General features: G+C 70.3%; 13 protein-coding genes and 1 tRNA gene. 3 read left to right on the top strand and 11 right to left on the bottom strand.

Annotation, left to right across the window (positions count from 1 at the left end; translation table 11 throughout):
- Positions 1-37 precede the first annotated feature (37 nt).
- Positions 38-970, top strand: coding sequence for a glutaminase A (gene glsA / locus I5071_RS15470; RefSeq protein ID WP_236606223.1), 933 nt, complete (start codon positions 38-40; stop codon positions 968-970).
- A 6-nt stretch (positions 971-976) separates the two neighbouring features.
- Here the strand turns inward: glsA and I5071_RS15465 are convergent, their stop codons facing one another.
- The 8 genes from I5071_RS15465 to I5071_RS15430 form a co-directional block, all read right to left on the bottom strand.
- The gene (locus tag I5071_RS15465; RefSeq protein ID WP_236606222.1) at positions 977-1,378 is read right to left on the bottom strand and encodes a response regulator; all 402 of its coding nucleotides are present in this window, start codon (positions 1,376-1,378) and stop codon (positions 977-979) included.
- A 59-nt stretch (positions 1,379-1,437) separates the two neighbouring features.
- Positions 1,438-1,827 (bottom strand): globin domain-containing protein, encoded by a 390-nt coding sequence (locus I5071_RS15460; RefSeq protein ID WP_236606221.1) that lies wholly within the window; start codon positions 1,825-1,827, stop codon positions 1,438-1,440.
- 120 nt (positions 1,828-1,947) lie between these two features.
- Positions 1,948-4,905, bottom strand: a complete 2,958-nt coding sequence (locus tag I5071_RS15455; protein ID WP_236606220.1) for a tetratricopeptide repeat protein — start codon at positions 4,903-4,905, stop codon at positions 1,948-1,950.
- Positions 4,906-5,072: 167 nt separating this feature from the next.
- Positions 5,073-6,485 carry an acetyl-CoA carboxylase biotin carboxylase subunit gene (accC, locus tag I5071_RS15450; RefSeq protein ID WP_236606219.1) on the bottom strand — a complete coding sequence of 471 codons (1,413 nt, stop codon included), beginning with the start codon at positions 6,483-6,485 and terminating at the stop codon, positions 5,073-5,075.
- Entirely contained in the window at positions 6,482-6,955 is a 474-nt protein-coding gene (gene accB, locus I5071_RS15445; protein ID WP_236606218.1) for an acetyl-CoA carboxylase biotin carboxyl carrier protein, read from the bottom strand. Before accB ends, accC begins: the two co-directional genes overlap by 4 nt.
- 53 nt (positions 6,956-7,008) lie before the next feature.
- Positions 7,009-7,512 (bottom strand): type II 3-dehydroquinate dehydratase, encoded by a 504-nt coding sequence (aroQ, locus tag I5071_RS15440; protein ID WP_236606217.1) that lies wholly within the window; start codon positions 7,510-7,512, stop codon positions 7,009-7,011.
- A gap of 7 nt (positions 7,513-7,519) precedes the next feature.
- A complete protein-coding gene (locus I5071_RS15435; protein WP_053238834.1) occupies positions 7,520-7,888 on the bottom strand; it encodes a roadblock/LC7 domain-containing protein in 369 nt (122 codons plus the stop codon).
- 370 nt (positions 7,889-8,258) lie between these two features.
- Positions 8,259-8,341, bottom strand: a tRNA-Leu gene (locus I5071_RS15430).
- A 189-nt stretch (positions 8,342-8,530) separates the two neighbouring features.
- On the opposite strand from I5071_RS15430, the gene I5071_RS15425 reads away from it, so the two are divergent.
- Positions 8,531-9,184, top strand: coding sequence for an SCE4755 family polysaccharide monooxygenase-like protein (locus I5071_RS15425; RefSeq protein WP_236606216.1), 654 nt, complete (start codon positions 8,531-8,533; stop codon positions 9,182-9,184).
- On the top strand, positions 9,166-10,206 hold the full coding sequence (locus I5071_RS15420) for a hypothetical protein (protein ID WP_236606215.1): 1,041 nt from the start codon (positions 9,166-9,168) through the stop codon (positions 10,204-10,206). Before I5071_RS15425 ends, I5071_RS15420 begins: the two co-directional genes overlap by 19 nt.
- Before the next feature lie 4 nt (positions 10,207-10,210).
- Here the strand turns inward: I5071_RS15420 and I5071_RS15415 are convergent, their stop codons facing one another.
- Genes I5071_RS15415 through I5071_RS15405 form a run of 3 tightly spaced genes read right to left on the bottom strand, consistent with a single transcriptional unit; the run spans position 10,211 to position 12,382 of the window.
- Positions 10,211-11,485, bottom strand: coding sequence for a serine/threonine-protein kinase (locus tag I5071_RS15415; protein ID WP_236606214.1), 1,275 nt, complete (start codon positions 11,483-11,485; stop codon positions 10,211-10,213).
- A 50-nt stretch (positions 11,486-11,535) separates the two neighbouring features.
- Positions 11,536-11,955, bottom strand: coding sequence for an SCP2 sterol-binding domain-containing protein (locus tag I5071_RS15410; RefSeq protein ID WP_236606213.1), 420 nt, complete (start codon positions 11,953-11,955; stop codon positions 11,536-11,538).
- A 4-nt stretch (positions 11,956-11,959) separates the two neighbouring features.
- Positions 11,960-12,382 (bottom strand): SCP2 sterol-binding domain-containing protein, encoded by a 423-nt coding sequence (locus I5071_RS15405; protein ID WP_236606212.1) that lies wholly within the window; start codon positions 12,380-12,382, stop codon positions 11,960-11,962.
- Positions 12,383-12,527: the final 145 nt, after the last annotated feature.

Genomic DNA, 12,527 nt, shown 5'->3' with positions numbered 1-12,527 from the left:
CTCCGCGGCCGAGCACTCCAGCTAGACTGAGTGCGAGATGGCGACGCGCGAGAACATCGAAGCAGCGCTCGCCCGCGCGGTGGAGCACGCACGAGCGTGCGGCGACGGCGAGCCCGCGACGTACATCCCCGAGCTCGCGAACGCGCCGCTCGATGCGCTCAGCGCCGCGATCACGCTGCGGGACGGCAGCGTGGTGCGCGCCGGTGACGACGATCACCAGTTCACGTTCCAGAGCTCGGCGAAGCTCGTGCTGCTCGCGGGCTTGCTCGAGGAGCGCGGCGAGGACGAGGTCTTCCGCATCGTCGGGCGCGAGCCGAGCGGGGGAGGCTTCGCGTCGCTGGCGCGGCTCGAGACCCACGGGCCGATCCCCGCGAACCCGCTGATCAACCCGGGCGCGATCGCGCTCGCGTCGATCCTCGACGGGCACCTCGAGGATCGGCTCGCCTGGATCGAGCGATGGGCGGAGCGGCTCTACGGCGATGCGCTGCCGATCCAACAGCGCGTGCTCGCGTCGGAGCGACGCACCGGCGATCGCAACCGCAGCATCGCGCACTTCCTCAAGGCGAGCGGCGTGATCGACGGCGACGTCGACGAGGTGCTCGAGGTGTACTTCGCGCTCTGCTCGATCGAGGGGAGCGTGGTCGAGGCCTCGCGGCTCGCGGCGATCCTCGCGACGGGCGGGCTCGCGCCGCACGATGGCGAGCGCGTGCTCTCGCAGCGCACCGCGAGCACGGTCGTGTCGATCATGGCGACCTGCGGGATGTACGACGAGTCGGGCGCGTACCTCTGCGCAACCGGTCTGCCCGCGAAGAGCGGCGTCAGCGGCGTGATCGTCGCGGTCGCGACGGGGCGCGGCGGGATCGCGGTCGCGAGCCCGCGCCTCAACAAGAAGGGCGGCAGCGTGCGCGGCCACCTCGTGCTGCGCGAGATCTCGCGCGAGCTCGGCTGGCACTTCGCGCTGCCCGATTGAGATCGATCACGCGGCGCGGGCGCGCGGGCGATCGAGCAGGCGCGCGATCACTGCGGCGATCGCGTGGGGCTTCGCGGTGCGCGCGAGCACGGCGTCGCAGCCTCGTGATCGAGCGAGCTCCAGCACGTCGTCGGTCACGGCGTGGGTGATCGCGACGATCGCGAGATCACGCGTGCGCGGATGCGCGCGCAGCGCGCTCGCGAGCTGGAGTGGATCGCAGCCTTCCATCGAGAGATCGAGGATGACGCCCCGCGGTCGCAGCTCCGCCGCGACGCAGAGCGCTCGCTCCAGGCTCGGCTCGAGCAGCGTGTCGATGCCGGCACGTTGCAGCGCTTCACCCCATCCCCCGCGATCCGCGCCGTCGTTGCCGACGACGAGGATGCGGCGCTTCGTCTGGATCGCGCCCACGAACATCGCTCATCGCCCCGCGCCATCGGGATGACAAACGACGCCGTCTCCGGGCGCGGTCAGGTCGCGCGGCGGTGCATCTCCGAGATCGACGCGCCGAGCTCGGAGTGCCACGCGGCGGCGAGCTCCGGCGTCCACTCGGGATCGAGCTCGCCCGCGACCTCCAGGAACACGCGGAGCCAGATGACGAAGAGGTCGTGACCGATGTCGAGCTCGCCCGGGCCGTGGAGGCGCGCGAGGCGTCGCATCGCGATCTCGCCGAGCGCGCTGCCGCGCCGGTGCGCCAGCAGCATCGAGACGCCGTGCTCGAGCAGATCGCGTTGACGCGCGATGTCGGTGCGCGCGAAGAGCCGAGGGACACGGCGGTCGGCGGCGAAGAGACGTTCGTAGAAGTGGTGCGCGAACCCGCGCTCGCGGAGACGACGAAAGCTGTGGAGCGTTCTGTCCATGAACACGGACGCAACTACGCACGCGCCCGCGTCCCGCCACGGTCTCCACGAGCGTATCGTCCGTGGACCTCCGGCTCTCGTCGACGGCTGGACGATGTCGCTGGGCCTGACGACGGAGAGTCAGCTCTCTCGGTCGCCCATCAGGTCGTCGAACGCGGCGTCGATGTCGTCGTTCGCGAGCGAGGGCGCGGGCGCTGCGGGCGCGGGGCGCGTGAGCGCGACGATGCGGTCGTTGACGTGGCGGAACGTCGCGTCGCGCTTCCGGACCTTCTCGTAGTAGTAGAGCGCTTCCTTCGGGTCGTGGAGCAGCTCGTACGCGCGGCCGAGCTCGTAGTAGAGCCCGAGCTCCTCGCGGTCGGTCTTGTTCTCGGCGTAGAGGCCCTTCTTGAAGCTCGAGATCGCCTCGGCGACCTCGCCCTTCTCGAGGTTGCACAGGCCGATCATCGTATGCGCGATGCACTGCTTCTGCGGGTTCGCGAGGCAGAGCTGGAACTCCGCGATCGCGTCCTGCAGCAGGCCCATCTCCTTGTAGGCGATGCCGAGATCGAAGTGCGTCTCGGTGTCCTCGAGCCCGACCTGTTGCTCGACGCCCTTCTTGAACTGCGCGAACACCTGCTCGACGTCGAGCACGTCGCTGCCGAGATCGCGCGACTGCTCCTCGGCCTCGCCGAGATCCTCGGCGAGGCGCTCGGCGAGCTGGAAGCTGTTGTCGGCATCGGGCGCGACCGAGCGCGGCGGCGCCGACGCCGCGTGCTGCGCCGCGAGCTCCTCGATCTCCGCGAGCTTGTCGGCGATCAGGCGATTGCGCGGGTGCGCGGCATGCGAGTCGCGCAGCATCGCCATCGCCTCGTCGTAGAGGCCCTGCGCGACGAAGAAGTCCGCCTCGTCGAGGAGCTCCTCGACCTCGCCCGGCGGCATCGACATGCGCGGCGCCGCGCTCACGACCTCGGGCGCGCTCGGCCGCAGCGGCGCGCTCTCGAACTCCTCGGGGCTCATCGGCGCGAGGGGATCGCCGTCGCTGCGCGCGCGCAGCTCGTGCACCTCGCCCTCGGCCTCGAGCATCGCGTCGCGAGGATCGGGCTCGAGCGAGTCGGGCTCTTCGTCGCCGAGCGCCGGAGGCGGCACCGCGACGCGCGTCTCCGAGCTGTACGGATCGCGCGCCGCGACCTGCGACGACACGACGGGATCGCGCTCGCGCGTCGGCGCCGACGTGTCCTCGTCGTCGACGAAGAACACGCCGTCCTCGGGCGGCACCGCGTCGAGCAGCGAGTCGCCCGGCATCTCCGCAGGGGCGATGCCGTCGAGCGAGCTGCTCGCGCCGGGGCGGCTCGGCGGCTCGAACATCGTGTGCTCTTCGGCGTCGTCGTCGTCGACCGCGCGCGATCCGCTCGCGTCACCGGCGCTCGGGTAGCCGCCGTTCGGGTGCGAGCCGCTCGCGGGCGCGCGATGCGAGTCCGCGGCGGGGTGCATGCCCGAGCTCGGGCCCTGCAGCGCGTTCGCGCGGTTCGCGGCGCCCGCGTGATCGGGATCGAGCTCGAGCGCCTGACGCACGTAGAGCAGCGCGACCGCGGGGCGATCGGCGAAGAGATCCGAGAGCACGATCAGCTCGTCGATGGCTGCGGCGATCTCACCGCGATCGATGAGCATGTCCTTCAGGCGCTCGCGCGCCTCGACGTGCCCGGGCTCGATCTCGAGGACACGACGGAGCTGATCGAGGACCTTCTGCTTGAGGCCGTAGCGGAGGAAGACCTCGCACTCGGTGAGCAGCTTCGCGATCTGCGCGTCGCGCGCGATCTCGGGGGGCAGCTCGGACCCCGGACGCTGCGACGCACGCGCCGGCGCGGCCGACACGCGGGCGGGCTCTTCGTCGTCGTCGACGATGATGACGTCTTCGTCGCCGTCGTCGCCGCCGACGTAGGTCTCGGCGCTCGGGTAGTCGTTGTCGTCGTCGCGCGAGTACGTCGCCTCGCCGTAGGCGTCGTCGTCGTGCTCCTCGATGACGTCGTCGTCGAGCTCCTCGAGCTCGTCCTCGGTCGGCGTGCTGTCGGGCGGCGCGGGCTGCGGCGCGCGCGCGGGCGCGACCACGGCGCCGGGTGGCGGCGCGATGTCGCGACGCACCGCGGCCGACGGGCCGGCCTGCACCGCTGCGCCGGCCTGCATCGCGGCCGAGGGCTGCGGCTGTGCGTACGCCGCGAGCGCCTGGCGCGCCTCGGCATCGCCGGGATCGAGATCGAGGATGCGCTTGAGCGTGCGCGCGCGATCCTCGACGCGGTTCGCTTCCTGATGAATGCGCGCGACCTCGCGATAGACCGAGATCGTCTTCGGGAGCTGGCCGAGCTGGTGGAACGCCTCGGCCAACATCTCGAGCGTCGGCACGTCCTTCGGATCGGCCTTGAAGCAGAGCTGCAGCTTCGCGAGCGCGCGCTTCGCGTCGTGGCGCTCGAGGTAGAGCTTGCTGAGCTCGCGCGCGACTGCGACGTCGTCGGCGCGGTGGAAGAGCAGGCGCTCCGCGACCTTGATCCAGTCGTCGAGGCGACCCTGCGCCTTGAGCAGCTTGCCGCCCGCCTCGAACGCGTCCGCCGCTTCCTTCGTGCGGTTCGCCTTCGAGAGCGCCTCTGCGTACTTGATGCGGACGGGGATGTTCTCGGGATCGAGCTCGACCATCTTGGCGAGCGTCGCGAGCGCCTTGTCGATGTTGCCGGCGCGCGCGTAGCCCGCCGCGACCATCTCGTAGGTCGCGAGCGCGTCGCTCACGAGCTGCAGGTTCTCGTACGCGTCGGCGAGCTTGAGCTGCACGTCGAGGCGCGTGGGATCGAGCTTGAGGATCTGCTTGTGGACCGCGACGGCCTTCAGGAAGAAGCCCTGCGTCGCGTACTGATCGGCGACCTTCGCGTAGGTGTCGACGGCCTCGCGCGTCGAGCCCTTCTTCGCGAACAGATCGCCGATCTTGAGCCACGTGCGGACGTCGCTCGGGTCGGCCTTCACCAGCTTCTGCAGCTCGGCGATCGCCTTGTCGTAGGCGCCCTTCGCCAGATGCTTCTGGGCGGCCTCGAGAATCTTCGTGCGATCGACGCTCACGTCCGGTGCAGCGGGGTTGCGCGGGCCCCTGCCGAGTGTCGGCGAGTGTACGGACCGGCTCGTTCGCAGGTCAATACCGACCCGCAGTCAGCTGCGTTCGGACGCCGAAAAAAACACGGCGCGCTGCTCGATCGACGAGCCGCGCGCCGTGCGTTCGGGGAGGGCGATCAGCTCGAGATCGCCGCTTCGTTCTCGCCGGGCTTGCCGAGGCGCTCGAGGAAGCGCGTCGACAGGCGTCCCGCGACGAAGTCGGGCGACGCGAGGATGCGCTGGTGGAGCGGGATGTTGGTGCGGATGCCGGCGATGACCGTCTCGCCGAGCGCGCGCTTCATGCGACGGATCGACTCCTCGCGGGTGCGTCCGTACGTGATGAGCTTCACGAGCAGCGAGTCGTAGTCACCGGGGACGCGCCAGCCGCTGAAGATGCCGCCGTCGACGCGCACGCCCGCACCGCCCGGCGGGTGGTACTCGGTGATGAGCCCCGGCCACGGCGCGTACGTCTCGGGGTCCTCCGCGTTGATGCGGCACTCGAGCGCATGACCGCGCGGCCGGAGCAGGCGTCCTCCTTCGAACGACGTCGGGAAGTGCGGCGCCTCGCCGCCCGCGACGCGGATCTGCTCCGCGACGAGATCGATCCCGGTGACGAGCTCGGTGACCGGGTGCTCGACCTGGATGCGCGTGTTCATCTCCATGAAGTAGAGGTTGCCGCGCTCGTCGAGCAGGAACTCGAGCGTCCCCGCCGACGTGTAGCCCGTCTGCTTCATCGCGCGCGCGATCGTCGCGCCCATGTCGGCGCGCATCTCGTCGGTCATCGCGACGCTCGGCGCTTCTTCGACCAGCTTCTGGTGACGGCGCTGGATCGAGCACTCGCGCTCGCCGAGCACCATCTGGATGCCGAGCTCGGGCGCGCAGAGCACCTGGAACTCGATGTGCCGCGGCTCCTCGACGTAGCGCTCGAGGTAGAGATCGCCGTTCTTGAAGCCGGCGAGCGCCTCGGCCTTCGCCTGCGGGAAGACGCGGCGCAGCTCGCCTTCGCTGCGGACGATCTTCATGCCGCGACCGCCGCCACCGGCGCTCGCCTTGAGGATCACCGGGAAGCCGATCTTCGTCGCCTCGCGCACCGCCTCGTCGACGTCGGCGAGCACCTGCGTGCCGGGCAGCAGCGGGATGCCGAGCTCGCGCGCCAGCGTGCGCGCCGGCACCTTGCCGCCCCACTTCTTCATGTCCTCGGGCGACGGCCCGATGAACGTGAGCCCGCACTGCCGGCAGATGTCGGCGAACTCCGCGTTCTCCGACAAGAAGCCGTAGCCCGGGTGCACCGCGTCGGCGCCGCTGATCTCGGCAGCCGCGATGATCGCGGGCATGTTGAGGTAGCTCGCCGCCGACTTCGCGGGGCCGATGCACACCGCGGAGTCGGCGAAGCGCACGTGCAGCGCGGCCGCGTCGACCTCGCTGTGGACCGCGACGGTCTCGATGCCGAGCTCGCGGCACGCGCGGATCACACGGAGCGCGATCTCACCGCGGTTCGCGATGAGGACCTTCCGGATCCGCTGCCGCCCGCTGGAGAGATCGCGGGTCATCCGGACTTGCGAACCTTGAAGAGCGCGTCGCCGTACTCGACCGGCTTGCCGTTGTCGCCGAGCACTTCGACGATCGTGCCGGAGATCTCCGACTCGATCTCGTTCATCAGCTTCATCGCCTCGACGATGCAGAGCACCTGGCCGGGGCGGATCTCGGTGCCGACGTCGACGAACGCCGGCGCGTCGGGCGAGGGCGAGCGATAGAACGTGCCGACGAAGGGCGACGTGATCGCGACGACGTTGGGATCACTCGCGGCGCTCGCGGCGGGCGCGGCGGCGACGGGCAGCGCGGGCGGGTGGCTCGAGACGGGCGCGGCGGGCGCGGCGATCACCGCGCTCGGCGCGACCACTGTGTCGGCGCCGCGGCGCAGGTAGATGCGCTCGCCGTCCTTCTCGATCTCGAGCTCGCTGACGTCGAACTGCTTGAGCGAGCGCATCAGCTCGCGGAGCTGTTTGAGGTCGATCTCCATGAACGATTGATCCGGGTTCGTGATGACGCGATGCGTCGTATTTTCGGGCCGCTTCAGGGCGAAACGCGGGCCCGTACGTAGCCCACCAGCGCGCGCAAGCCAAGCGCATAGCTGTGCGGACCGAAGCCCGCGATCACACCGACGCAGACCGGCGTGATCATCGAGCGACGACGAAACGGCTCGCGCGCGTGCACGTTCGAGAGGTGCACTTCCACGACCGGGAGATTGGTCGCGGCGATCGCGTCGCGGATCGCGATCGAGGTGTGCGTATACGCGCCGGGGTTGATCACGATCCCGTCGACGCGCGAACCCGAAGGATCCTTCGGATATCCGGCGTCGTGGATCCAGTCGATCAGCACGCCCTCGTGGTTGCTCTGGCGGCTCTCGATCGTCGCGCCGAGATCGCGACCGAGCGCGACGAGCTCTTGCTCGATCGAGGCGAGATCGCGGGTGCCGTAGACGCCGGGCTCGCGCTTGCCGAGGAGGTTGAGGCTCGGCCCGTGGAGCACGAGCACGCGCAGCTCCGGCGCAGCGGAGCTCACGTTCGTGGTGGTCACGTGGTGATCAGACGGTGAGATCGGCGGCGAGCTTGCTCGCGCTGGTGCGCAGGAGGAAGCGAGCCTTGCCGTAGTTGCCTTCGGGCTTCATCGCGAGCGCGACGAAGTACTCGTCGTTGATCAGGCGGATGACGGTCGTGAGCCGCTCGGCCTGGATCGCGACCTCGCGCGCCGCGCCGGCGTCGAGCATCTCGGCGGCCTTGCGGATCTCCTTGAGGATCACGCTGTACTCCATGCCGACGGTCTCGACCTCGAGCACGCCCGCGGCCTCGGGGCTGACGTACGAGTCCACGGTGATCCCGTCGAAGCCCATCACGAGCCCGGCGATTCCACCCTCGGTGCGATCGACGACGTCCTTCAGGACTTCCTGGAACATGGGTGCGATCAGCGCACGAGTGGGGACGAGCGGTCAAGTTGATGCGCGCAGGAGCGGGCACGGCCGAGCACGCGCAGGCGGGCACGACGGACGTGCTCGACCGGCTCGGCGAGCGCGTGAGTCACGCGGCGATCGAGAGTGCCAGTCGTGCGTGCGATTTCGATTCACGCTCGAGAGCGCGGGCACGACGCTGCGGCTGAAACCACGACGCTGCGGCGGAAACCACGACGCTGCGGCGGAAACCACGACGCTGCGGCGGAAACCACGACGCTGCGGCGGAAACCACGACGCTGCGGCGGAAACACAGCCCCGGAAAGACGAAAGCCCCCGTCCGAAACGAGTTCGAACGGGGGCCTGCGCCTTACGAATCTGCGGAAGAGAGGACTTGAACCTCCACGGGGGTTACCCGCCAGATCCTTAGTCTGGTGCGTCTGCCAATTCCGCCACTTCCGCGTGGGGGAGGCAGAGATTAGCGAGGAGCTTCCGACTGTCAAGAACGAATGTTAGCGTTCGTGTCGTGCCGGCGAACGAAGTGTTCTGGGCCGTGTTCTTCGTGGTCGCGATCGGCGTGATCGCCGCCGCTCCGTGGCTCGACGCACGGCGCTCCTGACCATCTCCGGCAGCCGCGGGTATCATCGCGCGATGCGTCGGACCGTCGTCCTGCTCGCCGCGCTCGCTGCGCTGTTGCCAGCGACCGTGCGCGCGCACGTCACGATGACGAGCCCCACGTCGCGATATCCGGCGACCGAGCAGAAGGAAGCGCCGTGCGGGCGCGCCGGTGGGACGCGCACCGATCGTGTGACGGTGCTCGAGCCGGGGCAGCGCGTCGTGGTGCGCTGGGACGAGACGGTCGATCACGACGGTCACTACCGCATCGCGTTCGATCGCGACGGTGACGACGATCTCGACGCGCCGGTGTCGATGGACGGCGCGTGGATCACGCCGGCGGGCGTCGAGGTGCTCGCGGACGACATCACGGATCGCGGCGGCGGAGGGAGCTACGAGCTCGAGGTCACGCTGCCGCGTGTCGAGTGCGAGCGCTGCACGCTGCAGCTGATCCAGGTGATGTACGGGAGCTCGGATCCCTACTATTACCAGTGCGCCGACGTCGCGCTGCGCTGCGCGAGCCCCGGATGCGTCGACGAAGAATCGGACGCGGGCGTGGGCGTGGACGGCGGCACGTCGAGCGAGGGCGGGGGTTGCGCGATCGCGATGCCCGGTGATGACGAGAGGTGGTCGGTGGCGCTGCTCCCGATCGTGATCGGAGGACTGTTGCGATGGCGTCGACGGCGCTGATCTGGGTGCGCGACGCGGCGATCGTCGCGGTGGTCGCGGCGATCGTGGGGGGCTGCGCGCTCGAGCGGGTCGGGGTGGTTCCACCGCGTCGCGGCGACGCTGCGCCGGGCGATCTCGATGCGAGCGCCACGTGCGCGGTCCAGTGCACCGACGGCACCACGTGCGTCGCGGGCTCGTGCGTGTGCCCTCCGGGCGAGTGCTGCCCTGCGTGCGCCGACGGGCTGACCTGCGAGGGCGGCTCGTGCACCGCGACGATGGGGTGCGGCGCCGAGGGCGAGCCCTGCTGCGGCTCGACGGGCGCGTGTGCGACCGGGCTCGCGTGCGATGGCGAGCGGTGCGTGTCGTGCGGCGCGGACGGCGAGACGTGCTGCGCGGGCGCGACGCCGTGCGCGACCGGGCTCGGCTGCATCGAAGGGGCGTGCACCGCGTGCGGAGAGCGCGATCTCGCGTGCTGTCCCGAGCGCGGATGCGCGACGGGGCTGGTGTGCGATCGCGGGATCACGTGCCTTCCGTGCGGCGCGTCGGGGCAGGTCTGCTGCGACGGCGATGCGTGCGCCGACGTCGCGCTCGCGTGCGACGACGGGACCTGTGTCGGCTGCGGCGCGAAGGACGAGCCTTGCTGTGGCGGCACCGCGTGCGATTCGGACACGCTCGTGTGCAACGGCGGTCGTTGCAGCGACTGCGGCGCCAACGGCGAGCCGTGCTGCGCGGGCGACGTGTGCGACGGCGCGCTCGGATGCGACGCGGGGACGTGCCGCAACTCGTGCGGCAGCAACGGGGAGCCGTGCTGCGCGTCGAGCGTGTGCGGCGCCGGGCACGTGTGCGATCTGCTGGGCACGTGCCGCGCGTGCGGCGGCAACGGCGAGCTCTGCTGCACGGGCCGCGGCTGCGATGTCGGCTACACCTGCGGGCTCACGCAGTGCGAGCGCTGCGGGGGCGACGGCGAGCTCTGCTGCGCACCGCCCGCGAGCCCGTGTGCCACCGGGCTCATGTGCGGCTTCGATCTCCACTGCCGCAACTGATCGATCAGCTGCGGCCGAGCGTGAGCCAGAGGACGGCCGCGATCGCGAAGAGCGCGAGCGCGGTCGCGTAGAGCATCGGCGTCGAAGGGCCGCGCGAGCCGCGACGTCGTGGTGCGGCGGGCGAGGGCGGACGGCTCGAGAGCTCGCGCCGGATCTGTGCCGCGTTCTGGCGTAGCGACACGTCCTCGCGCGGGTCGCCGTGGCCGTAGACGTTCGCGGGGGGCGTCAGCGGGCCCGGCGCGCTCGCGCTGGCGGTCTGCGTCTTCGCGGTCGTGGGCTCGAGCGGGAGGCCTGCGGCCTCGCTCACCGCGCGCCGCTCGTTGGAGCTGATGATCTCGCTCGTGGCGCCGGTGCGGTGGCGATCGCCGTCGCGTCGCTGCTTGACGATCTTCGCGGGGTGCGGCGGGAGCGCCTCGATCGCGGCGAGCATCTCGGTCGCGTCGGCGTAGCGATGCGCGGGATCCTTCGCGAGCGCCTTGCGGACGATCGCCTCGAGGTCGGGGTGCACCGCGAGGCCCTTGCGGGCGTCGGCGAGCGGCGGGACCGGCTCGAGCAGGTGCGCGCGCAGGAGCTCGCTGCGGCGCTCGCTGAGGAACGGACGGCGATCGGCGAGCAGCTCGTAGAGGAGCACGCCGAGCGCGTAGACGTCGGCGCGCACGTCGAGCGACACGCCGGTGATCTGCTCCGGCGCCATGTACGCGGGCGTGCCGACGATGCGGCCCTTCCGCGTGAGCGTGCCGTCCTGCGAGAGGTCGTCGATCGACAACATCTTCGCGAGGCCGAAGTCGAGCAGCTTCACCTGGTCGGTGCCGTCGGCGCTCTTGCAGAGGTAGACGTTCGCGGGCTTCAGGTCGCGGTGCACGACCTGGCGCGCGTGAGCGAACGCGAGGCCCGCGAGGATCTGCTTCGTGATGCGCAGGGCGCGATCGAGATCGATCGGCTGGTCCTCGAGGAGCTGCTCGAGCGTCTGGCCCTCGAGCAGCTCCATCGCGATGAACGTGTGCCCGTCGACGACACCGAAATCGGTGATGTAGACGACGTTCGGATGATCGAGCTTCGCGAGGACGCGGGCCTCGCGCTCGAAGCGTCGCTTCAGCGAGCTGATGCTGCCGAGGTTGTCGTGCAGCACTTTCAGCGCGACGCGACGATCTTGATCCGGGTGCTTCGCGCGGAACACGACCCCGGTCGCGCCCGAGCCGAGACGCGACTCGATCCGATAGCCGCTCAGCGAGCGGCCGATCAGCTCTTCCCCCGGGGGTTGTCCCTCCGACCCCGCCACGGCTGGAGGATACCGGAAACGACGACGGGAGGGGGATCGCCCTGATGGGATCAGGAAACGGCGAGCACCTCGCCCATGCCGAGCAGGAGCGGCAGGGCGCGCGGCAGACCGTGGATGCGCAGGCGCTTCTCGCGCAGGGCGCGCCACATCGTGCGGTTCACCTCGCCGCGCGGATCGGGGAGCGGACCGACGCTCTCCATGCGCGACATGTCGCCGATGAGCTCGGCCTCGCCGCGGATCGTGAGGTCGGGGATGCCGACGACGCCGTGGTGGAGCACGACGCGACCGCCGCGGAACTCCATCGTGAGCGAGACCTCGGCGTCCTCGGCGACGATCGCGACGCGGCCGCGCAGGCGATCGAGGATGCGGTGGCGCGTCGGGTGCGACGCGACGTTCTCGGCCATGAGGGTCGCGAGCATCGTCGCGAGCCCGTTCTCGTCCGCGCCGGGCGCGAGCTCGATCGCCGCCATGCGCTCAGTCCGGGTACTGCGTGTCGATGACGGTGGCGCTCTTCGCGAGCTCCTTCGAGGCGACGACGAACTTCACGATCGTGCCGAGGTGCCCCTTCTGGAGCTTCAGCTTGTTCTGCATCATCGCCTTGGTGGGATCGACGGCGCCGCTGAGGACCTCGCGCCACTTCGGGTACTCGGCGACGATCACGAAGTCGGCGCTCTGCGCGGTGTCGCCGTCGACGTACTCGGCGTGACGGCACTCGCCGGCGTGGAGATCGAGGAGCATCGCCATGTCGCGATCGGTCCCGAGCTTCGGATCGGCCTTCACCACGTAGGCGACCTTGCCGTGGGTCCAGCCCTTGCCGGCTTCGCGATATGCCGCGTTCGCGTTCACGGCGTCCTTGAATGCGGCCGTCCACTCGGCCGAGGGGAACTTGAGCGCCATCGCGTCTCCGTGAGATGAGGGGCCGGAGGTCTAGCAGGCGCTCGGACGATGTCGCTCCCGGAGTGGAATTCCTCGCGGATTGCGAGCTTCGAATCGAACCTGGGTCGGTTCTGCGGGGGGCGATCCTGTCCACGTGAGCAGGTGC

Source organism: Sandaracinus amylolyticus (assembly GCF_021631985.1).
Classification (GTDB): domain Bacteria; phylum Myxococcota_A; class Polyangia; order Polyangiales; family Sandaracinaceae; genus Sandaracinus; species Sandaracinus amylolyticus_A.
Note: the sequence above shows the minus strand (reverse complement) of the source record. Positions and strands in the feature narration are given on the sequence as shown.

Coding starts and splice junctions, on each gene's coding strand:
- I5071_RS15435 (WP_053238834.1), bottom strand. CDS start 7,888: ATGTTCCAGGAAGTCCTGAAGGACGTCGTCGATCGCACCGAGGGTGGA.
- I5071_RS15410 (WP_236606213.1), bottom strand. CDS start 11,955: ATGGCGGCGATCGAGCTCGCGCCCGGCGCGGACGAGAACGGGCTCGCG.
- glsA (WP_236606223.1), top strand. CDS start 38: ATGGCGACGCGCGAGAACATCGAAGCAGCGCTCGCCCGCGCGGTGGAG.
- I5071_RS15460 (WP_236606221.1), bottom strand. CDS start 1,827: ATGGACAGAACGCTCCACAGCTTTCGTCGTCTCCGCGAGCGCGGGTTC.
- I5071_RS15405 (WP_236606212.1), bottom strand. CDS start 12,382: ATGGCGCTCAAGTTCCCCTCGGCCGAGTGGACGGCCGCATTCAAGGAC.
- accB (WP_236606218.1), bottom strand. CDS start 6,955: ATGGAGATCGACCTCAAACAGCTCCGCGAGCTGATGCGCTCGCTCAAG.
- I5071_RS15425 (WP_236606216.1), top strand. CDS start 8,531: ATGCGTCGGACCGTCGTCCTGCTCGCCGCGCTCGCTGCGCTGTTGCCA.
- I5071_RS15420 (WP_236606215.1), top strand. CDS start 9,166: ATGGCGTCGACGGCGCTGATCTGGGTGCGCGACGCGGCGATCGTCGCG.
- accC (WP_236606219.1), bottom strand. CDS start 6,485: ATGACCCGCGATCTCTCCAGCGGGCGGCAGCGGATCCGGAAGGTCCTC.